At 73.7% G+C, this 24,393-nt stretch carries 23 protein-coding genes and 1 riboswitch; of the genes, 18 read left to right on the top strand and 5 right to left on the bottom strand.

Annotated elements, in window-relative coordinates:
* Positions 1–37: 37 nt before the first annotated feature.
* From ACF08F_RS23830 to ACF08F_RS23840, 3 genes are all read left to right on the top strand, one after another.
* Positions 38–883, top strand: coding sequence for a hypothetical protein (locus ACF08F_RS23830; RefSeq protein WP_392300624.1), 846 nt, complete (start codon positions 38–40; stop codon positions 881–883).
* A gap of 75 nt (positions 884–958) precedes the next feature.
* Complete coding sequence (locus ACF08F_RS23835; protein ID WP_392300550.1) at positions 959–1,663, top strand: HNH endonuclease family protein; 705 nt, start codon at positions 959–961, stop codon at positions 1,661–1,663.
* Between the two features lie 60 nt (positions 1,664–1,723).
* Positions 1,724–2,470 (top strand): N-acetyltransferase, encoded by a 747-nt coding sequence (locus tag ACF08F_RS23840; protein WP_392300551.1) that lies wholly within the window; start codon positions 1,724–1,726, stop codon positions 2,468–2,470.
* A 22-nt stretch (positions 2,471–2,492) separates the two neighbouring features.
* On the opposite strand, the gene ACF08F_RS23845 is transcribed toward ACF08F_RS23840, so the two are convergent.
* Together ACF08F_RS23845 and ACF08F_RS23850 are read right to left on the bottom strand one after the other, a co-directional pair.
* The gene (locus tag ACF08F_RS23845) at positions 2,493–3,209 is read right to left on the bottom strand and encodes a hypothetical protein (protein WP_392300552.1); all 717 of its coding nucleotides are present in this window, start codon (positions 3,207–3,209) and stop codon (positions 2,493–2,495) included.
* Between the two features lie 94 nt (positions 3,210–3,303).
* Positions 3,304–4,095 (bottom strand): DUF4352 domain-containing protein, encoded by a 792-nt coding sequence (locus tag ACF08F_RS23850; RefSeq protein WP_392300553.1) that lies wholly within the window; start codon positions 4,093–4,095, stop codon positions 3,304–3,306.
* A gap of 255 nt (positions 4,096–4,350) precedes the next feature.
* On the opposite strand from ACF08F_RS23850, the gene ACF08F_RS23855 reads away from it, so the two are divergent.
* From ACF08F_RS23855 to ACF08F_RS23880, 6 genes are all read left to right on the top strand, one after another.
* Positions 4,351–6,474: an N-6 DNA methylase gene (locus ACF08F_RS23855; RefSeq protein WP_392300625.1), complete on the top strand. Its 2,124-nt coding sequence runs from the start codon at positions 4,351–4,353 to the stop codon at positions 6,472–6,474.
* Positions 6,475–6,644: 170 nt separating this feature from the next.
* Positions 6,645–7,250 (top strand): hypothetical protein, encoded by a 606-nt coding sequence (locus tag ACF08F_RS23860; protein WP_392300554.1) that lies wholly within the window; start codon positions 6,645–6,647, stop codon positions 7,248–7,250.
* Positions 7,247–8,872 (top strand): protein kinase, encoded by a 1,626-nt coding sequence (locus ACF08F_RS23865; protein WP_392300555.1) that lies wholly within the window; start codon positions 7,247–7,249, stop codon positions 8,870–8,872. Before ACF08F_RS23860 ends, ACF08F_RS23865 begins: the two co-directional genes overlap by 4 nt.
* Before the next feature lie 132 nt (positions 8,873–9,004).
* On the top strand, positions 9,005–9,403 hold the full coding sequence (locus tag ACF08F_RS23870) for a hypothetical protein (protein WP_392300556.1): 399 nt from the start codon (positions 9,005–9,007) through the stop codon (positions 9,401–9,403).
* A gap of 75 nt (positions 9,404–9,478) precedes the next feature.
* Positions 9,479–10,207, top strand: a complete 729-nt coding sequence (locus ACF08F_RS23875; RefSeq protein ID WP_392300557.1) for a DUF2625 domain-containing protein — start codon at positions 9,479–9,481, stop codon at positions 10,205–10,207.
* Positions 10,204–10,716: a GNAT family N-acetyltransferase gene (locus ACF08F_RS23880; protein ID WP_392300558.1), complete on the top strand. Its 513-nt coding sequence runs from the start codon at positions 10,204–10,206 to the stop codon at positions 10,714–10,716. Before ACF08F_RS23875 ends, ACF08F_RS23880 begins: the two co-directional genes overlap by 4 nt.
* 195 nt (positions 10,717–10,911) lie before the next feature.
* Here ACF08F_RS23880 and ACF08F_RS23885 read toward each other — a convergent pair whose 3' ends face one another.
* The gene (locus ACF08F_RS23885) at positions 10,912–11,712 is read right to left on the bottom strand and encodes a tetratricopeptide repeat protein (protein WP_392300559.1); all 801 of its coding nucleotides are present in this window, start codon (positions 11,710–11,712) and stop codon (positions 10,912–10,914) included.
* Between the two features lie 9 nt (positions 11,713–11,721).
* A complete protein-coding gene (locus tag ACF08F_RS23890) occupies positions 11,722–14,091 on the bottom strand; it encodes a YfhO family protein (RefSeq protein WP_392300560.1) in 2,370 nt (789 codons plus the stop codon).
* Between the two features lie 126 nt (positions 14,092–14,217).
* Between ACF08F_RS23890 and ACF08F_RS23895 the strand changes: the two genes are divergently transcribed.
* The 4 genes from ACF08F_RS23895 (at position 14,218) to ACF08F_RS23910 (ending at position 17,178) form a co-directional block, all read left to right on the top strand.
* Complete coding sequence (locus ACF08F_RS23895; protein WP_392300561.1) at positions 14,218–15,213, top strand: glycosyltransferase family 2 protein; 996 nt, start codon at positions 14,218–14,220, stop codon at positions 15,211–15,213.
* Between the two features lie 80 nt (positions 15,214–15,293).
* Positions 15,294–15,950, top strand: a complete 657-nt coding sequence (locus tag ACF08F_RS23900) for a SurA N-terminal domain-containing protein (protein WP_392300562.1) — start codon at positions 15,294–15,296, stop codon at positions 15,948–15,950.
* 53 nt (positions 15,951–16,003) lie between these two features.
* Positions 16,004–16,963: a nucleoside triphosphate pyrophosphohydrolase gene (locus ACF08F_RS23905; RefSeq protein ID WP_392300563.1), complete on the top strand. Its 960-nt coding sequence runs from the start codon at positions 16,004–16,006 to the stop codon at positions 16,961–16,963.
* Entirely contained in the window at positions 16,960–17,178 is a 219-nt protein-coding gene (locus ACF08F_RS23910; RefSeq protein WP_392300564.1) for a hypothetical protein, read from the top strand. The genes ACF08F_RS23905 and ACF08F_RS23910 overlap by 4 nt, the downstream gene beginning before the upstream one ends.
* Before the next feature lie 9 nt (positions 17,179–17,187).
* Here ACF08F_RS23910 and ACF08F_RS23915 read toward each other — a convergent pair whose 3' ends face one another.
* Complete coding sequence (locus tag ACF08F_RS23915; RefSeq protein WP_392300565.1) at positions 17,188–18,399, bottom strand: globin domain-containing protein; 1,212 nt, start codon at positions 18,397–18,399, stop codon at positions 17,188–17,190.
* Between the two features lie 86 nt (positions 18,400–18,485).
* Between ACF08F_RS23915 and ACF08F_RS23920 the strand changes: the two genes are divergently transcribed.
* The 5 genes from ACF08F_RS23920 to ACF08F_RS23940 all read left to right on the top strand — a co-directional run bounded on the left by ACF08F_RS23920 (position 18,486) and on the right by ACF08F_RS23940 (position 24,376).
* On the top strand, positions 18,486–19,733 hold the full coding sequence (locus ACF08F_RS23920) for a cytochrome P450 (RefSeq protein ID WP_392300566.1): 1,248 nt from the start codon (positions 18,486–18,488) through the stop codon (positions 19,731–19,733).
* 185 nt (positions 19,734–19,918) lie between these two features.
* Positions 19,919–21,004 (top strand): transglycosylase family protein, encoded by a 1,086-nt coding sequence (locus tag ACF08F_RS23925; protein ID WP_392300567.1) that lies wholly within the window; start codon positions 19,919–19,921, stop codon positions 21,002–21,004.
* Between the two features lie 258 nt (positions 21,005–21,262).
* A riboswitch (cyclic di-AMP (ydaO/yuaA leader) is annotated at positions 21,263–21,436 on the top strand.
* A gap of 3 nt (positions 21,437–21,439) precedes the next feature.
* Positions 21,440–22,195, top strand: coding sequence for a transglycosylase family protein (locus tag ACF08F_RS23930; protein WP_392300568.1), 756 nt, complete (start codon positions 21,440–21,442; stop codon positions 22,193–22,195).
* Between the two features lie 313 nt (positions 22,196–22,508).
* Positions 22,509–23,795 (top strand): phosphopyruvate hydratase, encoded by a 1,287-nt coding sequence (gene eno / locus ACF08F_RS23935; RefSeq protein WP_392300569.1) that lies wholly within the window; start codon positions 22,509–22,511, stop codon positions 23,793–23,795.
* A gap of 110 nt (positions 23,796–23,905) precedes the next feature.
* Positions 23,906–24,376, top strand: a complete 471-nt coding sequence (locus ACF08F_RS23940) for a septum formation initiator family protein (protein ID WP_392300570.1) — start codon at positions 23,906–23,908, stop codon at positions 24,374–24,376.
* Positions 24,377–24,393: the final 17 nt, after the last annotated feature.

Consider the following 24,393-nt stretch of genomic DNA (forward strand, 5'->3'; position numbering starts at 1 on the left):
GAGGGAGACCACCGTGGAATCCGCGCGCGTACGTCAGATGTGGCACCTGCTCGAACCCCTGCACGCCCTGCTCTACTACGCCCCCGAGGCGTTCGACGAGGCCGCCGCCCTCGGTTACGACACCGCCGAGCGCTGGCCCTCCTACTTCGCCTGGCGCTCCGCCCCCCTGGGCGCGGCCGCCCCGGCCGGGGTCGCCTCGGCCTTCTACAGCTTCAGCCCCAAGATGGTCGCCCGGTACGTGCCGGACCGCCCGTCGGCGACCCCCGCCGACGTCCTCGCCGCCCGCCTCCGGGCCGTCGACCGCACCTACCGGGCCGTCCTCGGCGAGGACACCGTCAAGAGCCCCGAGCTCGCCGAGGCCGCCGCCCTCGCCCGCCGCGCCGCCGAGGCCGCCGGGACGGCGGGCCGGCCCCTCGCCGCCGCCAACGCCGCCCTGCCCTGGCCCGAGGCCCCGCACCTCGTCCTCTGGCAGGCCGCGACGGTCCTGCGCGAGCACCGCGGCGACGGACACCTCGCCGCGCTCCTCGTCGCCGGGCTCGACCCGGTCGAGGCGCTCGTCTCCTTCGCGGCGGTCGGCGCCGCCCCCGAGCCGGTCTTCGCGAGCCGCGGCTGGTCCGCCGCCGAGTGGTCCGCCGGCCGCGCCCGCCTCGAAGCCCGCGGCCTCGTCGCGGCGGGCGGCGCGCCCGTGGAGGTCACCGACGCGGGCCGCGCGCTGCGCGCCGAGGTCGAGCGGCGTACGGACGAACTCGCCGCGGCCCCCTGGGACACCCTCGGCCCGGACGGCACCGCCCGCCTCGCCGAACTGCTCGGCGGCCCCTGGCTGTCCGCGATCGGCTCCGGCCTGCTCCCGGCCGAGAACACCCTCGGCATCGGCAAGGTGTGACTAGGGGTGTCCGGAAAGTCCCGCCCGGCCTGCGGGCAGACGGCGCTACTTTCCGGACCCCCCTAGGATGCGGGGGTGTTCACACAACGGACGTTCCACATAAATCGCAGGAGGCCGGCCGTCGCCGCGCTCGCCGTCGCCGCCCTGGTGGCGACCGGCTGCTCGCCCGGCTCCGACACCCCCGCCTCCGACGGGGGTGTCGGCGGCAGACCCGCCGCGCGCGGGTCGGCGCTCGCCGCCGTGGACACCCTCACCGTCAAGGGCCGGGCCCCGAAGACCGGTTACGAGCGGGAGAAGTTCGGCCGCGCCTGGGCGGACGTCGACGGCAACGGCTGCGGTACGCGGGACGACGTGCTCCGGCGCGACCTGACCGGGGTCCGCCTCACCGACGGCCGCTGCAAGGTCGCCTCCGGGACCCTCACCGACGACCCGTACACCGGCACCACCGTCGAGTACGTCCGGGGCCGCAGCAAGGTCGACATCGACCACGTCGTGGCGCTCTCCGACGCCTGGCAGAAGGGCGCCCGGAAGTGGGACGCGGACACCCGCCGCCGCTTCGCCAACGACCCCCTCAACCTCCTCGCCGTCGACTCCTCGGCGAACCGCCGCAAGTCCGACGGCGACGCCGCGACCTGGCTCCCGCCGAACAGGGCGTACCGCTGCGCCTATGTGGCGCGGCAGGTCGCCGTGAAGAAGAAGTACGGGGTGTGGGTGACCGGCGGCGAGCGGGACGCGATGAAGCGGGTCCTCGAACGCTGTCCGCAGCAGAAACTGCCGTAGGCGGTTCGCCCACCAGGAAAAACGTTTCGTCCTGCGGAGGGAGATCCTTACCCTGTCCGCATGGACCTGAACATATCGACCCTCGCCGACCGTCCCGAGCTGGAAGGGCCGATGTGGGGCATGCTCGACCTCTGGCCCGAGTTCATGATGTACGACCCGGTGGGCTGGGCGAACATCGGCCGGATCGTGCGTGAGCTGCCGGAGTACGTCCTCGTCGCCACCGACGCCGAGGGCAAGGTCGTCGCGCGCGGCTTCAGCGTCCCCTTCCGGATGGACGTCGACGGCCGCCGCGAACTCCCGCCCCGCGGCTGGGACGAGGTGCTGCTCTGGGCCTTCTCGGACCTGCGGGCCGGCCGTGAGGCGGACACCGTCAGCGCGATCGAGATCACCGTCGACACGAGCGCGCTCGGCAACGGCGTCTCGCACCGGATGCTCGCCGCGATGCGGGACAACACGCGGCGGCTCGGATTCTCGGAGCTCGTCGCCCCGGTCCGCCCCAACGGCAAGCATCTGGAGGCGGGTTCCTCGATCCACGAGTACGCCTTCCGCACCCGTGAGTCCGACGGCCTGCCCGTCGACCCGTGGCTGCGCGTCCACGTCCGCGCGGGCGGTGTCATCGAGGCGGTGGCCCCGGCGTCGATGACGGTCAGCGGCTCCGTCGAGCAGTGGCGCAAATGGACGGGGCTGCCGTTCGACACGGACGGCCCGGTCGAGGTCGAGAAGGCCCTCGTCCCGGTCCACTGCGAGGTCTCGCGCGGGTACGCGGTCTACGTCGAGCCCAACGTGTGGGTACGCCACCGCATCTGACGGCACGTGGAAGGACAGGGCGTCACTTCGGTGCGACGACGTCCTCGGCCGGCGGGGCCTTCGCCTCGACCGGCCGGTCGTAGTGCGTGAACGTGACCGTCCCCGGCTCGTCGCCGCCCGTCCTGACGATCCGCAGGATGTACGGGGTGCCCTCCGCGGCGACGTGGACGGTGGTCGTCCCGTCGTCGCCGCCGCCCGGGTCGGTCAGCTTCAGCGCCCTCCGCCCGTCGACGGTGCTCTCCCCGTCCCGCACGATCCCGGGCCGTCCGTGCTCGAACCCGGCGAGCGGCCGCGCCGGGTCGCAGAGCGCCAGCTCGTCCGGGGCGTCGGGGCCGTCGACGGGCGGCTTCGTCCAGTTGCCCCTGAGCTCGTCGATCAGGGCCTCCATCTCCTCCGGGCTCCGGTGCCTCTCCTGCATGCGCAGGAGCGACTCGTCGCGGCGCAGGTACACGGTCTTGTCGTCGACCTTGACCAGCTCGGCCGTGCCCGTCGCGCCGTACGTCATCGTGGCGGTGCACCTTCCACGGGAGTCGAGGGACACATACCCCTTCATCGGGACTCCCAGGGAGAGCCCGTCGGTGTACCGGGTCACGGACTTCGCCGAGTTCGTCGCCCTGACCGCCTCGTCGAGCAGCTGCGGTCCGGTCGGCTCCCCGCCCGCGCCGCAGGCGGTGGCGGAGAGCGCGACGGCTGCGCAGAGGACGGTGGCGACGCCGGAACGGCGGAGCGGGGGGCGCATGGGGGTGCCTCCGAGGGCGGGTACGGGGGAAGGGGGCCCCGTGGGGCCCCCGGTCCTGGTCCTGGTGGTGCGGGTCGTGCGGTGACCGGCTGGGTCAGCCGACCTTCAGCTCCCACTGCGAGGGGTTGTAGTCGAAGCCGGGGTTCACCTCGACGGTCAGGTTCTTGGCGTCCTTCGGGGCGTCGAAGGCGACGGTGAGCGTGGCCTTCTTACCGGGCAGGACGGCACCCTGGAAGCCCGCGCCGACCTTCTCGTCGAAGATCTGCTCGGCCTCGACGCCGTCGGCGCCGGCCCGCGCGCTCAGCAGGACGCCGACCGCGTCGAAGTTCTTCTTGTCGCCGTTCTCGACGACGACGGTGACCTGGTAGGCCTTGTTGCCCTTGGTGTGGCCGACCGCGTACTCGCTCGCGGCGTAGGGCTTCGGGTCCGAGACCGTGATCTTCAGGTCGTTGTCGTAGACCACGGAGTCGCCCTCCGCCAGGGTCTTGCCCTTGTCCGCCTTGCCGGCGTCGCCCGAGGGCGCCCCGGACTTCGCCGGGTCCTTCGGCGCCGCGTCCTTGATGCTCTTGTCGATCTCCTCGACCGCGTCGCTGACCGCCGTGACCGTGATGATCAGGCCGACCGTCGCGAGGATCAGGGACACGAGGCCGAGGATCGCGCCGGTGAGGGTCACACCCTTGTTGTTCGCCTCGCCGCGCTTGACGCGGCCCTTGCCGACCAGGCCCAGGATCAGGGCGATGAGGCCGAGCGTGCCGGCCAGCCAGAAGAGCAGCGGGATGAGGCCGGAGACCGTGCCGATGATGCCGAGGATCAGGGCCGCCGTGCCGAGCCCGTTGCGCATGACCTGCCGCGGGGCGGCGGCGGGGACCTGAGTGTCGTACGACATGGGTGTGTCCTCCCGGACAGAGAAGCTGTCTGAAGCGATGGGTCAATCACAGCAGAGCTTGTGAACCGAGTCAACACGATTCACGAAAGACGAGTCAGCTCACGCTGTGAAGTGGTGTCGTGGGCGTTCGTCGGTAAGATCGATGTCACACGAGGAAACGGGCGAGGCGAGCCAGGGGAGATGAGTCAGGTGCCGGAGGAGCGCGCGGGAGACACGGGCGACGTACGCGACGTGGGAGACAGCGGATCGGCCGAGGTGACCGCCGCCGGGATCGCACGGCTCGCCGGGGTCGGCCGGGCGGCCGTCAGCAACTGGCGCCGCCGCCACCCCGACTTCCCCAAGCCCGTGGGCGGCACCGAGACCAGCCCCTCCTTCGCCCTCGCCGACGTCGAGCGGTGGCTCCGCGAGCAGGGCAAGCTGGCCGAGGTCCCCCTGCGCGAGCGCGTCTGGCAGCAGATCGCGGGCCACCCCGCCGGCGCCGTCACCGCCCTCGTCCACGCCGGCTGCGCCCTCCTGCTCGTACGGGACAGGTCGGCGGCCTGGCCGGCGCTCGCCGCGCTGCCGGACGAGCGGCTCACGGGCGTCCTCCCCGTCGCCCTGGAGGAGACGCTCACCGAGCGCCTCGGCCCCGAGCGGCCCGTCCTCACCCCCACCGTCGCCGCGCTCACCGCCTCCGTCCCCCTCCTCCGGGGGGCCGCCGAGCTCGCGGCCGAGCTGGGCGGGGTCCGCCCCGCCTTCGAGTTCCTGCTCGGCCGTCACCTCGACGCCAACCCCCGGCAGTACACGCTGACCCCGCCCGGCCCCGCCGCCCTGATGGCCGCCCTCGCGACCGGCGGCACGGCACCGGCGGCCGGCGCCGGCGCCGACACCCGTGCCCCGCTCACCGTCCTCGACCCCGCCTGCGGCACCGGCGGCCTGCTCGGCGCGGTCGAGCGGCCCGGCGCGGTCTGCGGCCAGGACGCGGACCACGACCTCGCCGCGCTCACCGCGCTCCGCCTGGCCCTCTCCGCCGAGACCGCCGCCGACATCCGCGTCCGCTCGGGCGACAGCCTCCGGGCCGACGCCTTCCCGGTGCTCGCCGCCGACGCCGTCCTCTGCCACCCGCCGTTCAACGAGCGCAACTGGGGCCACGACGAACTGGCCTACGACCCCCGCTGGGAGTACGGCTTCCCGGCCCGTACGGAGTCCGAACTCGCCTGGGTGCAGCACGCCCTGGCCCGCCTCCGCCCCGGCGGCACCGCCGTCCTCCTCATGCCGCCCGCCGCCGCCTCCCGCCGCTCCGGCCGCCGGATCCGCGCCGACCTGCTCCGCCGCGGCGCCCTCCGCGCGGTCGTCGCCCTCCCGGCCGGCGCCGCGCCCCCCTACGGCATCCCGCTCCACCTCTGGGTCCTCCGCAGGCCCGTCCCCGGCGAGCGCCCCGCCGCCGAACTGCTCCTCGTCGACACCGCCTCCGAGCACACCGGCCAGGGCGGCCGGGACGGGCAGGGCGGCCAGGGCGGCAGGGACAGCCGCGACCGGCTCGACTGGCCCGCCGTCCACACGGCCGTCCTGGACGCCTGGACGGCCTTCGACCGGGACGGGACCCTCGCCGCGACCCCCGGCGAGAGCCGCGCCGTCCCCGTCATCGAGCTCCTCGACGACGACGTCGACCTCGCCCCCGCCCGCCACCTCCCGCCCCGGGCCGCCGCCGAGGGCGCGACCCAACTGGCCCTCGTCCGCGAGCGGCTCGCCGAGACCCTGCACCGGACCCGCGAGCTGACCCCCGCGCCCGTGACCGAGCCCGCCACGACCGGGGGAGGCCCGGCGGGCGCCACGGCCGGCACGACCACCGTCGGCGAACTCGCCCGCGCCGGAGCCCTCACCCTGCACGCGGGCGGCGCGGGCACGGCCCCCGCGGGCGCCCCCGTAGCCGTCCTCACCGACCACGACGTCCTCGCCGCCCAGCCGCCCTCCGGCACGCTCCCCGACGGCCCGCCCGAGGACCCGGTCCTCCTCGCCGCCGGAGACGTCGTCGTCCCGGTCCTCGGCGGCGGCGCGGCCGTCCGCGTCGTCGACACCCCGGCCGCCGGCGCCGCCCTCGGCCGCAACCTCCAGCTCCTCCGCCCCGACCCGGCCGCCCTCGACCCCTGGTTCCTGGCCGGATTCCTCCGGGCCACCGCCAACACCCGGCAGGCCAGCAGCTACGCCTCCACCGCGACCCGGCTCGACGTGCGCCGCCTCCAGCTGCCGCGCCTGCCCCTGGCCGAACAGCGCCGGTTCGGCGAGCGGTTCCGCGCCCTCGCGGAGTTCGAGGAGACCCTGCGGCAGGCCTCCCGGCTCGGCGAGCAGCTCGTCCAGGGCCTGTACGACGGCCTGGCCGACGGCACGGTGGCGCCCTGAGGGTCCGGAGGGCCCGGAGAGCCCTGCGGGGCTGATCGGTTCGACAACGGTTCCGGACAACCCGGACCCGTTGTCGGCGACGGTGTATACGCTCGTCCCGGATCCGCCCCGGATCCGTACCGATCCGTTCCGATCCGTTGCGATCCGTTCGAGCAGGAGCAGCAGCCGAGATGTACGGCCCCCCGCAGGCCCCGCAGCCGTCGCCGCCCGGTCCCGCCTCCGGTGCCTCCGGTGGCCTGATCGCGCTGCGCGCCCTCTTCGTCGCGCTGCCGCTGCTCAGTTGCGGCTTCCTGGCCTGGGCGCCGATGCTGCGCCTCGCGATCCTCACGCGCACGGTGCGGGACTGGGTGTTCTTCGGGCTGTCCTTCGTCGTGGCCACCGCGCTCTTCGTCTACATGGGCGCCACGGGCGAGAAGGAGACCACCGACCTGGAGGCCGTCCTCGGGGTCGGCACGATCCTGGCCCTCGGGGCCGGTTCCGTCGCCTACTACCTCGTCGGCGAGATCCGCCACCACGAGCGCCGCCGCGCGGCGCAGGTGCCGGCCCCGTACGGGCCGGTCGGGTACGCGTACGGCCCGAACCCCTCCACCGCCACGACCACGCCGAGCGTGCCGCCGGCCCCGTCCCCGTACGGCGCCGCCGCGCCCCAGCCGCCCGCGGCACCCCGCATCGAGCAGGTCCGTGCCGAGCTCGACGAGCTCAGCGACCTCCTGCGCCGGGACGGCCGGGACGGCCGGGACGGCCGTCCCGACGGGGAAGGCGAAGACCGGAGATGAACGGGCGTGTCATCGGCGGGCGTTACGAGCTCTCCACCGTCATCGGCCAGGGCGGCATGGGCCAGGTCTGGACGGCGTACGACGGACGGCTCGACCGCCGGGTCGCGGTGAAGCTGCTGCACCCCGCCGGCATCGCCGGGCCCGCGACCGCCGCCGACGAGCTGCGCCGCCGCTTCGTGCGCGAGTGCCGGGTCACGGCGCAGGTCGACCACCCGGGCCTGGTCACCGTGCACGACGCCGGCAGCGACGGCGAGGACCTCTACCTCGTCATGCAGTACGTCGAGGGCGCGGACCTCGCCGACCACCTCGCCGAGAACGACCCGTACCCCTGGGAGTGGGCCGTCAGCGTCGCCGCGCAGCTGTGCGCGGTCCTTGCCGCCGTCCACGCGGTGCCGATCGTGCACCGCGACCTCAAGCCGCGGAACGTGATGGTCCGCCCGGACGGCACGGTCACCGTCCTCGACCTGGGCGTCGCGTCCGTCCTCGACACGGACACCACCCGCCTCACCCACACCGGTTCCCCCATCGGCAGCCCGGCGTACATGGCGCCCGAGCAGGCCATGGGCGGCGCCGTCGGCCCGTACACCGACCTGTACGCGCTCGGCGCCCTCCTCCACGAACTCCTCAGCGGGGACGTCCCCTTCTCCGGTTCGACCGCGCTCGGCGTGCTGCACCGGCACCTGTACGAGCCGCCGCGCCCGATCCGCCAGCTGCGCCCCGAGGTACCCGAGGTCCTCGAAGCGCTCGTGCTGCGCCTCCTCGCCAAGGACCCGCGCGACCGGCCGTCGGGCGCGCAGGAGGTGTACGAGCACCTCCTGCCGCTGCTGCCCGCGCGCGGGGCCCCGGCGGGTCCGATGGACCCGACCCGCCCGTTCCTGCGCCCGCACGCCCCGTGGCCGGACCGGAGCGCCGCCCAGGCGCCGCTGCCGGCGCCGCCCACCGTGCCCGTACCGCCCGTTCCCGTGCCCGTACCGCCCGTTCCCGTCCCCGTGCAGCCGCCGGCCCCGCCGGCCGACCCCCGGATGTACGCGACGACGCCGCCACCCCCGCCGGTGCCGCCGAGGCCCGATGTGGCCGCCGCGGTCGACGAGGTCAAGCGGCTGCTCGCGGAGGGCTCGTTGACGCAGGCCGTGGACATCCTCGGCGGCATCCTGCCCGCCGCGGCGGCGGAGCACGGCGAGGGGTCGCCGGTCGTCCGGATCCTGCGCAAGCAGTACGCGTCGACGCTGATGGACGACGGTCAGTACCGGCGTGCGCTGCCGGAGTTGAGGCGCCTCGCGGAGGACCGCGCCGCGGAGGCGGGCCCGGCGGACCCGCAGACGCTCCAGTTCCGTTACGACGTGGCGGTGTGCCTGGAGCAGCTGGGCGAGACGGTCGCCGCGCTGGCGGAGTTCCGCGCGGTGCTGCCCTTCTACGCGCAGTCCCCCGACCCGGCGCGGGCCTTCGACATCCGCCACCGGACGGGCCTGCTGCACCTGGCGACGGGCGAGCACGCGGCCGGACAGGCGGAGCTGCAGCGGCTGTTGTTCGACGCGGAGCGCGCTTACGGCCCGTATCACCCGCTTCCGGTGGACTTGCGAAGGGCTTTGGACCGCCAGCGCCAGCTGGGTCCACGTCCCTGAAGCGGCCCTGACGGGACGCCAGAATCACGACTCGGCATCGCCTGGGGAAGTGGATCTTCCGCATCCCTTTTTTCGGTTTTGCTGCATGTAACGTTCGCGTCTGATCATGTCCACGTCCTGCAAGGAATCCTCATGACGACGCCGCCCGCGCCCCTCACCCCCGAGCAGCAGCCCGCCGCCTTCGGCGCCCCCGAGGCCCCCTCCAAGGGCAAGAAGATCCTCAAGAAGATCGGCGCCGTCCTCGTCGCGATCGTCGCCGTCCTCGCCTGGAAGTTCGGCGTCCCGTACCTCACGGGCGAGGCCCCGGTGCACGCCGAGGCGGGCGAGTGCGTCACGGTGACCGGTCCGGACAACGACCCGAAGGTCGACACCGTCGACTGCGCGGCCGGGAAGGCCGACACGTTCAAGGTCGTCAAGGTCGTCGAGGACACCTTCGACGTGACCAAGTGCGGCGACGAGCTCTCGGCGCTCGCCCAGCAGCTGGAGACGATCAAGTTCGTGCTCTGCCTCGAAGAGGTCCCCGCGAAGTAGCACGGCGGACACACGCACCGAGAAGGGCCGGAACCCCGGGGGGTTCCGGCCCTTCCCGCGTGCGAGCATGCTCCGGTGCGTGAACTGAGTGAGTTGATCGAGGTCGAGGACCCGGCGTGGCCCGTGCTCGGCGCGGAGTTGAGCGGGGCGGCCGTGCCCGTCGACGTGCTGGACGCCGACCCGGAGCGCGGGGCCGCCGCGCTCGTGCAGACGCAGGTGACCGTGCGGTCGTTCCTCGGCGCGTTCCTGCTGCGCAGCGGCGGGGCGTTCGTCGACGACGGCTGGCTGCGCGTGTACGGCAGTCCCGCCGCCGACAACCCCCGACGGCTGCCCTCCCTCGCGCGGGTCAACGGCTACCCGCCCGTGACCGTCCCCGACTGGCAGCCCCGCGCCGGGCTCGTCGTGGCCCACGACGTCCTGGGCGGCGCGTTCGTCCTCCAGGGCGGACCGGCCGAGCAGACCGGGCTGCCGGGGCAGCCCGGCGAGATGATCTACTTCGCCCCGGACTCCCTCCGGTGGGAGGCACTGGGCTCCGGCTACGGAGCCTGGCTCTCGTGGATGCTCGCCGGCGGCACGGAGGAGTTCTACGAGAACCTCCGCTGGCCCGGCTGGCGCGACGAGGTCCGTGACCTGGACGGGGACCGGGGGCTCACCCTCCACCCGCCGCTGTGGTCCGCCGAGGCCCACCAGGACCTGGGAGCCACGAGCCGACGGGTCGTGGCGATGGCCGAGCTGCTGGGCCTGGCGAGGGAGACGAGCGTGCAGTTCGACGAGGCCGACCCCGGATCGCTGGGGGCGCTGTGAGCGGGACGATCCTGCGGACGGTGCGGACCGGGCGGCTCGACCTCGTACCGCTCGGACCAGCGCACGCCGAGGAGATGACCGGCGTCCTCGCCGATCCCGCCCTGCACGCCTTCATCGGCGGCGCCCCGCTGACCGCGCCCGAACTCCGCGCCCGGTACGAGCGGTTGGCCGCCGGATCGCCGGACCCCGCAGTGCTCTGGTGCAACTGGGTCGTGCGGCTCCGAGACGAGGACCGGCTCACCGGGACCGTGCAGGCCACGGTCGGCGACGGCGGGCGGCTCGCGGAGGTCGCCTGGGTCGTCGGCACCGACTGGCAGGGGCGGGGGATCGCCCGCGAGGCCGCCGGCGCCCTCGTCGGCCACCTCGCAGGCCAGGGCGTACGGACCGTCCTCGCGCACGTCCACCCCGAGCACGAGGCCTCCGCCGCCGTCGCCCGCGCGGCCGGACTCGCCCCGACCGGGGAGGAGCAGGACGGGGAGATCCGCTGGCGGCTGGACTTCCCCCGGTGACCTGAGACGGCCAGGGGCCTAGGCCCTGTCGTCGAACTCCCGCCTGCCCCGCGACGCCAAGCACGCACTCTCGCCGCACCGGGCGCGGGCCCGCGTACGTCCAGTACGCGGGCCCGCGCCCGGCACGTCGAGAGCACGCACCTGCCGCCGCAGGGCCCGCCCTTCGGGCGGACGACGGGACTTTCGCAACACGCCCTAGGGGGCGTCTCCCCACACCGTCGCGATGAGGGAACTCGCCGCCGCCGGGTCGCCCGCGAGGCGGCCCGCCTCGCGGACCTGGTCCGCGTCCAGCGCCCCGGACCTCACCAGTTCGACCGCCTCGTGGACGCCGTCGCCCTCGCCGTGCGCGAGCACGGCGAGGAACCAGCGCACCGCCTGCACCGGGTCCGGCTCGGTGCCGAAGCCGTCGCGGTACCAGCAGGCGGCCGCGTGCATCGCACCCGTGTGGCCGCGCTCGGCCGCCCAGAGGTACCAGGTCAGCGCCTCCTCGTCGCGGTCCAGCTCCGACAGCCGGTCGGCGAGCAGGGCACCCGCGATGTCGATCCCCTCGTCGGTGGCCCGCTCCAGGAGCAGCCGGGCCTCGTCGAAGTCGTCCACGAGCTGCGCGAGGTTGAGGCAGGCGTACGCGTCCCCCGCCCCGGCCGCCGCCCGGAACAGCCCGGCGGCGCGCTCGTGGTCCTCCGGGACGCCGATCCCTTCGAGCAGCATGTACCCGTAGGTGCGCTGCCCGGCCGGGTGTCCGGCCCCGGCCGCCGCGCGGGCGTACCGCACGGCGTCGGGCAGGGCCGACTCGTCGAAGTACTCCAGGTAGATCCCGGCCAGCAGCGCGGCGGCCTCCGCCGAGCCCGCGTCGGCCAGCGGCACGAGACCGACGGTCACCTCCGTCGCCAGCTCGGCTCCCTCCGCGCTGCCCTCCATGGCGGCCCGCACGAACGCGTGCCCGGCCGCCACCCACTCCCCGGCCTCGGCGGCCTTCCGTCCCTCGTCCAGATGCATGCGACGACCTTAAGGCCGGACCGGGGAACGCCTGATCGCCGAGGTCAGGCGCGTGTGCGGCAGCGCCACCAGCACGGTCAGGGCCAGCAGCGCCGCCGCCCCCGCCGCCAGGCCCGCCCGCAGCCCCGGCGGGCGGAACGCGCAGTCGACGGTGCCGGAGGGCGGCACCGGGAGGGCGAGGAGGCCGCCGTACGAGGCGGCGGGGGAGCCGGCGCAGGTCCAGCCCGCGACGCGCGGCGCCGCGACGACCACCGTGCCCGTGCCCGCCCCCGGCTTGAGCGTCGCCCTGATGCCGGTCGTCGTCGGGTGGACGGTCGTGGCCGCCCCCGCGCGCAGCGACGTCACCGCCTCCCGCAGCCGCGCGTGGTCCAGGCAGCCGACCTCGGCCCGCCCGTCGGCCGGGACCTCCACCCGGGCGCCGGCCGTCCGCTGGACCCCCAGCGAGGTCATGGCCGCGCTGCGCTTCGGCCGGCCGCCCAGGAGGTCCGCCGTGCGCGCGCCCAGCCGGGCCCGGCCCGTGGCGTCGGGTGCCCAGAGGAAGACCTCGGTGCCGACCGGACAGGCGCCCGCGCGCGGAGCCGCGTACACCCGGGCGCCCAGCAGGAGTTCCTGGTTGCGGAAGGGCGACGGGCCGTAGACCGGGGGCGGGCCCGGCGGGCGTACGGTCACGAGCGGGAGGTACGTCCCCGTGCGCGCCACGGCTCCGTCCCGCCAGCGCGCCCCCACCCCGAACACCGCGTCCGTCACCGGGTTGTCCAGGCTCAGCAGGTTCCGGCCCCGCGAGGTCCAGCCGCCGCCGAGCGCCGTCAGCGTCTCCGTGAGGACCGCCGGGGTGTGGCTGCTGTAGTACGCGGCGCCCTGACCGCCCAGGAGCAGCGGATCGTTGCCCGCGAACCGGGGCAGCCCCGGGTCCGTGCGGTACGCGGGCCAGCCGTCGGCCGCCGCCAGGGCCGCCGCCCGCCGCTCCTGCTCCGGCCCCAGCGGCGGGTAGTCGTCGAGCCGGGCCGCCCGCTCCCGGTCCGCGTGGGCCGTGGTCGCCGCCGCCTGCCCGAGCAGTGTGCCCGTGACCAGGAGGGCGGCCAGGGCCCTGTACCGGCCCCGGCGGGGGAGGAGGAGCGCGCCCGCCACCGCCGTGAGGCCCGCGCCCGCGAGGAGCAGCGACGTCGGGGTGACGAGGCGGCTCGGCAGGGCGCCGGCCACCAGGGCGAGGACGACGGCCGCCCCCGCCGACAGCGCCCGCCGGTCCGGGAGGCCGTGGGAGACGGCCGTCCAGGCGGCGAGCACGAGGACGCCGGAGAGGACGAACGTCTGCCGGTACGGGCTGCCGTTCGGGGTGGCGAAGACATGCCAGACGAGATGGCTCGGGCCCCACTGCATCGAGAGCGCGACCGCCCCGCACAGCCCCGGCCACAGCCACCGCTCACGCCCCGGGAGGTCCCGGCGGAAGAGGAGCGTCGCGGCGAGCAGCGGCACCGCCGTGCAGACGAAGGCCGCGGGGGTGGCGAAGCTGTACGTCGCCGGGAGCAGCCGGGCGAGGACGTCCGTGGCGGCCGCCGGGCCGAACTCCCTGACCACACCGGGGTACGCGTGACGCGACCCGAGGAAGACCGGGACGAGGACGGGGGCGGCGAGACCGACGCCGAGCGCCGTCGTCAGCGCGGCCCGCAGCAGCGTCCGCACCGGAGCCCGGCCGGAGGGCCCCGCCGTCGCCAGACGGACCAGGAGCACGAGGGCCGCGCCGAGCGTCGCCATGTACGCCGTGTAGAAGTTCGCCAGCCAGCACACCGCCACCACCAGCGGCCCCAGGAGCGGCCTGCGGCCCTCCCGTACCCACTCGCCGACCAGGCAGAGCAGCGGGAGGGCGATCAGGCCGTCCAGCCACATCGGGTTGTACGCGCCCTCCGCGAGCGACCAGCCGCACAGCGCGTACGCCGCGCCCAGGACCGCCGCCCACCACCACACGCCCCCCGGGCCGAGGCGCCGCAGCAGGAACGTCATCGCCGCCGCAGCGACCGCCGTCTTCAGGACGGTGATCCCGTACACCGCGTACTCGACGTCCGTCCGCGGGAGGAGCGCCGCGAGCGGGGCGAAGGGGCTCGACAGGTAGGTGCCGTAGTCGGGGAGGAAGCTCGTGCCCCAGCCCGCCCGCCAGTCGAGCAGCGGCCCGCCGTCCGCGCGGCCCCGCAGCAGGTCCCAGAGGTGCGCGTGGAACGGCACGAACTGGTTCGCGAGGTCGTTGACGGCCCGGTGGCGCGGCCCGAAGGGGAAGACGCGGGCCACGGCGTCGCCGGTGCAGACGGCGACCGCGGCGAGGAGGGCCGCGAGGGCGGGCGCACGGGCGGAGCGGGAGCGGGCGGGGATGTTCTGCTCGGTCTGCATGACGGGTCGAATATGCCAGTGACCAGCGCCCGAAGACCCGGCCCGGCAGGCCAGTTCACGCGATGGTCGCCTCTCCGTCATCCGCGCGGACCGGCCGGGTCACCGGGCTCCGTTGTCGTGGTCCGCGTGCTGCTCTCGATCGTGGTCCCGTGCTTCAACGAGGACGACGTCCTCACCCGCTTCCATGCCCGCGTGACCGAGGAATTCTCCCGTCTCGACGGGGAGTTCGAGCTGGTCTACGTGGACGACGGGAGCCGGGACCGGACCCTCCCGCTCCTCCGGGAGCTGGCCGCCGCCGACCCCGGCCGCGTCCGCTACGTCTCCTTCAGCCGCAACTTCGGCAAGGAGGCCGCGATGCTCGCCGGCCTCCGGCACGCCGCCGGGGACGCCGTCGTCATCATGGACGCCGACCTCCAGCACCCGCCCGAGCTCGTGCACCGCATGGTCGCCCTGCACGCCGAGGGGTACGACCAGGTCGTCGCCCGCCGCACCCGCGAGGGCGACCGGGTCACCCGTACCCTGACCGCCCGCCTCTACTACCGGGCGATCAACCGGCTCGTGGACGTCGAGCTCGTCGACGGCGTCGGCGACTTCCGGCTGCTGTCCCGCCGCACCGTCGACGCGCTCCTCGGCCTCGGCGAGTACAACCGCTTCTCCAAGGGCCTCTTCGCCTGGGTCGGCTTCCGCACCACGACCTTCTCCTACGAGAACGCCGTGCGCGAGGAGGGCCGCTCCAAGTGGACCTTCGGCAAGCTCCTCAACTACGGGCTCGACGGCCTCCTCTCCTTCAACAACAAGCCCCTGCGGGCCGCCGTCTACCTCGGCCTGCTCCTCCTCTCCCTCGCCTCCCTCTACGCCGCCTGGATCGTCGTCGACGCCCTGGCCAACGGCGTCGACACGCCCGGCTACGTCACGCTCCTCGTCGCCGTCACCGCGCTCGCCGGCGTCCAGATGGTGATGGTGGGACTCATCGGCGAGTACGTCGGCCGCATCTACTACGAGGTGAAGCGCCGCCCCCACTACCTGGTGCAGGAGACGGAGACGGGGCAGGAGGACCGGGAGAGGCGGGCCGACACCCGGCGGTCCGGTGACTCGTTGTGGGAAACAGTCGCTCCGAAGTAGTGGCTACGGCCCCGGCGACTCCCTACCATCGATCACCGCAAGGTCGTTCAACTGACGCACGACCCGCCCGGGAGGCTCCTGTGCACCGCCGCGATCGCCGCATTGCTCTCTCCGTCTCCGCCGCGCTCCTCGCGGCGCCGTTGCTCACCGCCTGCGGGAGCGACGCCCACCCAGGAGCGGCGGCCGTCGTCGGCGGTGAACGGATCGAGGTCTCGACGCTCCAGGCACAGGTCAAGGACGTGCGGGCCGCGCAGGCCGCCTCTCCGCAGGCCGCCCAGCTGCTCGGCACCAGCGGCGACCTCAACCGCCGCAAGCTCAACGGCCTGATCTTCGACCGGGTCGTGAACAAGGTCGCCGCCGACAACGGCGTCACCGCGACCCGCGCCGAGCTCCAGCAGACCCGCGCCGCGTTCGTCCGCCAGAGCGGCGGCGAGGACCAGCTGGAGGCCGTGCTGCTCCAGGAGCAGGGCGTGGCGCCCGACCAGATCGACGACGTCGTCCGCCGCAACGTCCTCATGAACAAGATCGCCGCCAAGCTGGGGATCACCGAGACGCCCGAGGGCCAGCAGAAGCTGACGGACGTCTTCACCGCCGCCTCGAAGTCCCTCGACATCGACGTGAACCCGCGCTTCGGCGCCTGGGACGACGCCCAGGTCCAGCTCGACGGCGGCTACGACGGCGGGCCCTGGCTGCGCCAGGTCAGCCAGGACCCGAGCGCGGCCCAGGCCGGGGCCTGAGACCGTCCGGGGGTGTGGCACCCCGGCCTGCTCCGTCCGGGTAGGTTCGAGGTGTGACATCTGAGAGCACCGGCCGCATCGTCCTGCTGACCGCCAGCCACCGCGTGGCGCCCGGACTGCTGTCCTGGCCCGCGTGGCAGGCCCTGCACGGCGCGGACCGGGTGCTCTGTCCCGACGAGCGCCACCCCCAGCTGCCGTACCTGAAGGACGCCGGCGTCGCCGTCGAGCACGCCCTGCCCACCGCGCAGGAGCTCGTCGAGGCGTGCGCCGGCGGCCGGACGATCGTGCTGCTGCCCTCCGGCGAGGGCGACCGCCGCCTGACCGACGGGCTCGCCCGGCTCGCCGGCTCCGGCCGGGTCTCCATGCCCGACCTGGAGCTGCTCCCCGGCTCGTACGACCTCCCCGGCTCCCGCCTGCTGGACGTGGTGCAGGTCATGGACCGGATCCGCCGCGAGTGCCCCTGGTCCTCGCAGCAGACGCACAAGGGGCTCGCCAAGTACGGCATCGAGGAGGCGTACGAGCTCGTCGAGGCGATCGAGACCGGTGACCGCGAGGAGCTCCGCGAGGAGCTCGGGGACGTCCTGCTCCAGGTCGTCTTCCACTCCCGGATCGCCGAGGAGGACGCGGAGGAGCCGTTCTCCGTGGACGACGTCGCCGGGACGATCGTCGAGAAGCTGATCCACCGGCACCCGCACGTCTTCGGGGACGCGACCGCCGAGACGCCGGAGGAGGTCAAGGCCCACTGGCTGCGGACCAAGGCCGTCGAGAAGCAGCGGGAGTCCGTGACCGACGGCGTGCCGCTCGGCCAGCCGGGGCTCGCGCTCGCCACGAAGCTGGCGGGCCGTGTGCGGACGGCCGGGCTCGACGTGGACCTGCCGGCGGGCGAGGGCATCGGGTACGAGCTCCTCGGCCTGGCCGCGCGTGCGGAGGCGGAAGGGGTGGACCCGGAGGCGGCGCTGCGCGCGGCGGCCCGGACGTACCGCGACGCGATCCGCGCGGCGGAGGGGCTGTGACGGGGGGAGCGAAGGAGGCGGGGAAGCCGCGCCGTCGCTTTCGCGACGCCGACTCGGCTCCGCTGATCCTGCTCGCCCCGGTCCTCGGGTGGGAGGCCTTGAGCGACGGCTCGGAGTGGTGGCTGCGGAGCGTCTCGGGGCTGTTGGCGCTGTGGGGCTTCGCACTGCTGGCGAAGGTCGCCGTCGGGCGCCTGCGCGGGCGCGCCCGCGCCTGAGCCCCCGGCTCACTCCCCGCGCGGCGCCCGGGCCCCGGGGTTGTGCCAGCTGAGCTGGGGCGGGCCGAGGAGGCGTTCGGCGGCGGTGCTCGGGCGGACCGTGAAGCGGCCCACGGCCGGGAGAGTGTCGTGGTGGACGCGGTCCGGGTCGGCGCCGAGCTCCGTCAGGACCTCGGCGGTCTCCGTCAGGAAGCCGGGCGGGCCGGCGAGGTAGACCTCGTGCGCGGGCCACTGCTCGCAGGCCTGGAGCGCGTGGATCAGCCGCTCGGTCGCCTGGTCGCGCCGGCGGCCGGGGGCCGCGGTGATGTAGGTGACGTTCAGTCCGGGGAGACGTTTCTTCAGGGCCTCGGCGTCGGGCCGCCCGTACAGGTGGTCCTTCGCCCGGGCCACGACGAACAGCCGCCCTTCCAGGTCCGGCTCCGCCTCGGCGGCCTCCTCCAGGAGGGCCCGCACGGGGGCCCAGCCCGTACCCGCGCATATATAGGTGCGGAGCCCGCCGGGGGGCGTCCGCGCGGTGAGGCCGCCGCCGGGGGCGCCGATCCGCAGGACCTCGCCGGGACCGGTCTCCTCGACCAGCGCCGTGCTCATCGCGCCGCCGGGGATCCGGCTCACATGGAGGTCGAGCGTGCCGTCGGCGCGGGGAGCGTTCGCGAGGGAGTAGGTGCGCCAGACGCGCGGGACGCGCAGCGAGCTGACGCTGACGTACTGGCCGGGGAGATAGGGGAAGGGCTGCCGGGGACGCAGGGTCAGGAGGGCCAGGCTGCCGCCGTACCGCTCGTGGCGGACGACGTCGGCGTCCCACCAGGCCGGCTCCCCGGCGCCGGTGGCCGCGTCGGCGCCGGCCCGCATCAGCTCGACCACGACCCCGTACGCCTCGGTCCAGGCCTTCTCCGCCTCGACGGTCCACGCCGAGCCGGCGGTGTGGGCGAAGGCGTGGATCAGGCTCTGGCCGACGGCGGCGTACAGGGCGGGCGAGGCCAGGAACTTGCGGTGGTCGCGGCCGAGGTGCCCCAGGTAGCCGGCGAGGGCGGGATCCTCCAGGTGGGTCACCACGTGCGTCAGCGCCGCGAAGAGCCGGTCCCGCTGGGGGGCCATGTCCTCGGGGAAGAGCTCGCGCACTCCCGGGTTGTTCCAGAAGAGGTGCGAGTAGAAGAAGGTGACGGCATGCTCGGCCCGTCTCTCGACGACCGCGAACGTGCTTCTGATCAGCTGGGGATCCACTGGCACGAATCTAGGGCACGTCGGGCGCCTCATGATCACAGGTTCTCCGTAGATGCCTCCGGTGGACCTCCCTGTACGGTCGGGGAGTGAGTACCAGCCCCGCCCCCGAGCTCTTCACCTGGGAGTTCGCCAGCGACCCCTACCCCGCCTACGCCTGGCTGCGGGAGCACGCGCCCGTGCACCGCACGAAGCTGCCCAGCGGCGTCGAGGCCTGGCTCGTGACCCGGTACGCGGACGCCCGGCAGGCCCTGGCCGACCAGCGGCTGTCCAAGAACCCGGCGCACCACGACGAGTCCCCGCACGCGAAGGGCAAGACGGGCATCCCGGGCGAGCGCAAGGCCGAGCTGATGACACATCTGCTCAACATCGACCCGCCCGACCACACCCGGCTGCGGCGGCTCGTGTCGAAGGCGTTCACGCCGCGCCGGGTCGCGGAGTTCGCGCCGCGCGTGCAGGAGCTGACCGACCGGCTCATGGACGGGTTCGTGGAGCGGGGGAGCGCCGACCTGATCCACGAGTTCGCGTTCCCGCTGCCGATCTACGCGATCTGTGACCTGCTCGGCGTGCCGCCGGAGGACCAGGACGACTTCCGGGACTGGGCCGGGATGATGATCCGGCACGGCGGCGGGCCGCGCGGCGGGGTCGCCCGCTCGGTGAAGAAGATGCGCGGCTACCTCGCGGAGCTGATCCACCGCAAGCGCGAGGAGCCCGGCGAGGACCTCATCTCGGGGCTCATCAGGGCCTCCGACCACGGTGAGCACCTCACCGAGAACGAGGCCGCGGCGATGGCCTTCATCATTCTCTTCGCCGGCTTCGAGACGACCGTGAACCTCATCGGCAACGGCGTCTACCAGCTGCTGCGCCACCCCGAACAGCGCGAGCGGCTCCAGGCGTCGGTCGCGGCGGGCGAGACGGGTCTCCTGGAGACGGGCGTCGAGGAACTGCTGCGGTACGACGGGCCGGTGGAGATGGCCACCTGGCGGTACGCGACGCAGGCGCTGACCATCGGCGGGCAGGAGATCCCGGCGGGCGACCCGGTGCTCGTGGTCCTCGCCGCGGCCAACCGGGACCCGGAGCGCTTCGCGGACCCGGACACACTGGACCTCTCGCGGCGCGACAGCCAGCACCTCGGGTACGGGCACGGCATCCACTACTGCCTGGGCGCGCCGCTCGCCCGGCTGGAGGGTCAGGCCGCGCTGGCCACGCTGCTGACGCGCCTGCCCGACCTGCGACTCGCGGTCGATCCGGCCGAACTGCGGTGGCGCGGAGGGCTCATCATGCGGGGATTGCGCACGCTTCCGGTGGATTTCACCCCTTCCGTATGCCTGCTGTGAGTTGACGGACCGTCAGAAATGTGATCTTCACGTGATCGGGGGTCCATCGACTTGTGACGAGCGTTCGAATGCCGCTACGTTTCCCGGCAAGTTTCAGCCGTCACGTGAAAGGCGTTCCTATGCGATCCGGGAACGGTCGACATCGTCGCCCCCGTCAGGCCCCCGCCATCGTCGTCGCCGCGGGTGTGACCGGCTCCGCCCTGGCGCTGCCGCTGCTCGCCACCGGCTCCGCCTCCGCCGCCGACGCCGCGACCTGGGACCGGGTCGCCGAGTGCGAGTCCGGCGGCCAGTGGAGCGCCAACTTCGGCAACGGCATGTACGGCGGCCTCCAGTTCACCCAGGAGAGCTGGGAGCGGAACGGTGGTCTCGACTACGCGCCCAGCCCCGATCTGGCCAGCCGCGCCCAGCAGATCGCGATCGCCGACAAGGCGTTCGCGGCCGGCGGCAAGGACTGGGCCACCTGCGCGCCCATCGCCGGTCTGACCAAGGACGGCAAGGCGACCGGGGTCGACCCGGGCCCGGCCACCGGCCCGCAGGAGCCCACGGGACCGGTCGCGGAGTCGAACCGGACCGCTGGCACCCCGGTCGCGCCCTCGCAGGCCGCCACCGAGAAGGCGGCCGAGAAGGCCGCCGAGCGGTCCGCCGCGCCCACGCGGGCTTCCGAGGGCACCGAGGCGCCCCGTGAGGCCTCTGAGGCTCCCGTCGCGCCCACCACCCCCGCGGACTCCGCCGCGCCGGTGAGCCCGACCGCGCCGTCGACGGGGACGACCCCCGACGGCTCGACCTCTCCGAGCGCACCCGGCGACCCCTCCGTGCCGGGCACGCCGACCACCCCGGGCACCCCGACCACGCCCGACACGTCCCTTACGCCCGAATCGCCCGAGACGCCGAAGGGTGACGCCTCGTCGGCCACGCCCGGCACCGGCAAGCACCGGGGTGAAGCAGCTCCGGAGGAAACCGGCGCAACGGACACTCCGGTCGAATCCGGTCGACACGCTTCACCGAAGGACAAGCTGGCGGAAACCCCCGCGGCGAAGCCCACGGCTGACGCGACGAAGGATTCGGGCGCAACGGACAGTCAGGACACTTCGGACGCGTACACCGTGCAGCCGGGTGACAACCTGTCCGAGATCGCACAGGAGAACGAACTCCCCGGCGGCTGGAACGCCCTCTACGACGCCAACCGCGGGACGGTGGGCACCGATCCGGACCTCATCGTCCCTGGTCAGAGCCTTGACCTGACGGTCGGTTCGGAGGAGGCGGCGAAGTAGTTCGAGGGCTTATGTCCGGTTCTGGGCAAGTGAGACATGGGTCTCTTCGCCCCAACTGGCGTGTCACGTCCGCGAACTTCGCTCCCGTCACCTCCCACCTGCACAAACACACCCCGCCGGAAGGCAAGTAAGGGCGGAATTTCCGCATTACGCCTCTTTGAACTTCCGGCGGGTCTGTGTCTACGGTCGTCACCGCTCGCCACCGCGGGCCCCGTCGACCGAAACGCCGAATCCTGCCGTCGGCCGATGGGAACAGTCGTCGCGAAAGCGCCGAAGGCAGGAGTGGGGGACCCAAGGTAAGTGCCGGTCCCGGCCGTTGAGACAGACGGCCGAAGACCGGCTTGGGGTGAAGCCGCGTGCTAGGACACGCGGCCGGGCAACTTTCCGGCCCGAACCCGACAGCTCACCTCACAGGCGTCGGTGAGGAGAATCTCCATGCTGTTTTCCGGCAAGGGCAAACACCGTCGTCCCTCCAAGGCCACCCAGGTCGCCACGATCGTCGGCGTCACCGGTGTCGCCGTGGCCGCCCCGCTGATGACCGCGGGCACCGCCTCGGCCGCCACGGCCTCCGAGTGGGACCGCGTCGCCCAGTGCGAGTCCGGCGGCAACTGGTCCATCAACACCGGCAACGGCTACTACGGCGGCCTGCAGTTCTCCGCCTCCACCTGGGCCGCGTACGGCGGCACCGCGTACGCCGCGACCGCCAACCAGGCCACGAAGTCCCAGCAGATCACCATTGCCGAGAAGGTCCTCGCGGGCCAGGGCAAGGGTGCCTGGCCGAGCTGTGGCGTGGGCCTCTCCCGTGCCTCCTACGACGGCGGCGCCGCCGAGAGCGCGCCGAAGCAGAGCGCGCCGAAGAAGAGCGTGCAGCAGCAGTCGCAGCAGACCCAGCCGCGCCCGGAGCGGAAGGCCGAGCAGCCGACCAGCCGCAGCGAGCAGCGCCAGGCCCCGAAGAAGGCGCAGCAGTACGCCGCGCCGAAGGCCGCCGCGCAGAAGACCGTCACCACCCCGGCCGGCAAGGTCGTCAAGAAGGGCGACGGCGAGTACAAGGTCGTCGCCGGCGACACCCTCGGCAAGATCGCCGAGGCGCACGGCGTCGAGGGCGGCTGGGCCGAGCTCTTCGAGCTGAACCAGGACGTCGTCGAGAACGCCGACCTCATCTACGTCGGCCAGCAGCTCCACCTGAAGTGACCCTGACGGGTCCGACGAGTCCGGCGGCTCGTCCGACCCCGACGACCCTCCCGCGGTGACCACCCCGGTCCGGCGTGCCCTCCCCCGTGCGCGCCGGACCGGGGTTCCGCGCATCCGGCCGGGGCGACCTCATGGTTACTGTCCAGTAGATCTGGGGCCCTTCGTCCCTTATTGCATGCCCTTGGGTCCTTTTTCGTCCCAGGGGGCGGGCGCGCGGCCGACCCGGGCCCCCGCGCCGGTTAGGCTCTTGCCGCAAGGCCGATCGACCCTGTACCGACCTTGCGTCACATTCAGCGTCACATCCCAGAAGGAGATGCTCGTGCCGTCCATCGACGTCGTCGTAGCCCGGGAAATCCTGGACTCCCGAGGCAACCCCACGGTCGAGGTCGAGGTCGGCCTCGACGACGGCAGCACCGGCCGTGCTGCCGTTCCGTCCGGCGCCTCCACCGGTGCGTTCGAGGCCATCGAGCTTCGCGACGGTGACCCCAACCGCTACCTGGGCAAGGGTGTCGAGAAGGCCGTCCTCGCCGTCATCGAGCAGATCGGCCCGGAGCTCGTCGGCTACGACGCCACCGAGCAGCGCCTGATCGACCAGGCCATGTTCGACCTGGACGCCACCGAGAACAAGGGCTCGCTCGGCGCGAACGCCATCCTCGGTGTCTCCCTGGCCGTCGCGCACGCCGCGTCCGAGGCCTCCGACCTCCCGCTCTTCCGCTACCTCGGCGGCCCGAACGCGCACCTGCTGCCCGTTCCGATGATGAACATCCTCAACGGTGGGTCGCACGCGGACTCCAACGTCGACATCCAGGAGTTCATGATCGCCCCGATCGGCGCGGAGTCCTTCTCCGAGGCCCTTCGCTGGGGTGCGGAGATCTACCACACGCTGAAGGGCGTGCTGAAGCGCAAGGGCCTCTCCACCGGCCTCGGCGACGAGGGCGGCTTCGCCCCGAACCTGGAGTCGAACCGCGCCGCCCTGGACCTCATCGTCGAGGCCATCAAGGAGGCCGGCTACACCCCGGGCACCGACGTCGCGCTCGCGCTCGACGTGGCCGCGTCCGAGTTCTACAAGGACGGCGCGTACGAGTTCGAGGGCAAGTCCCGCTCGGCCGCCGAGATGACCGAGTACTACGAGGAGCTCGTCTCCGCGTACCCGATGGTCTCCATCGAGGACCCGCTGTTCGAGGACGACTGGGCGGGCTGGAAGGTCCTCACCGACAAGCTGGGCACCAAGGTCCAGATCGTCGGCGACGACCTCTTCGTCACCAACCCGGAGCGCCTCGCCCGCGGCATCGAGGAGGGCACCGCGAACGCCCTCCTGGTCAAGGTCAACCAGATCGGCTCGCTGACCGAGACCCTGGACGCCGTCGAGCTGGCCCAGCGCAACGGCTTCAAGTGCATGATGTCCCACCGCTCCGGCGAGACCGAGGACGTCACCATCGCCGACCTCGCCGTCGCGGTGAACTGCGGCCAGATCAAGACCGGCGCCCCGGCCCGCTCGGACCGCGTCGCCAAGTACAACCAGCTCCTGCGCATCGAGGAGATCCTCGACGACGCCGCGGTCTACGCCGGCCGCAGCGCGTTCCCGCGCTTCAAGGGCTGACAAGTCCCGAGGGGCCGGCACCGGCCTCGTAGGGCAGCTTCCGTACGTCCCCGTACTCGGTCCCGTACCGTGTGCGGGGACGTACGCATGAACAGGGGAGGCGACACGACATGGCCGCGAAGGACCGGGACCGGTTCTCCACCGCGACCCGGATCAGACTGCTCGGCGAGCAGACCGCCGCTCGTGTCTACCGCTCCCAGACCCGCCGCCAGGCCCGCCGCTCCCGGCTCACCGGCCGCGCGGCCTTCCTCGCCCTCGTCGTCTGCTCCCTCGTCGTGGCGCTCGCCTACCCGATGCGCAGCTACGTCTCGCAGCAGGGCGAGATCGAGGACCAGGAGCGCCGGGCCGCCGAGGCCGCCCAGCGGGTCGAGGAGCTGCGGGACGAGAAGGCCCGCCTCCAGGACCCTGCCTACGTCCGCCGCCTCGCCCGCGAGCACCTGCACTACGTGCTGCCCGGCGAGACCGGCTTCACCGTGAACGACCCCGACGCGGAGCAGCGGCCCCGCGCCGACCAGGGCACGGCCGAGCGCCCCTGGTACGACAACCTCTGGGACGGCGTCGACCACGCCGACCGCCCCTGACCCCTCCTCCGCGACAA

It is taken from the genome of Streptomyces sp. NPDC015130, assembly GCF_043080005.1.
In the GTDB taxonomy this organism is placed as follows: Bacteria; Actinomycetota; Actinomycetes; order Streptomycetales; family Streptomycetaceae; genus Streptomyces.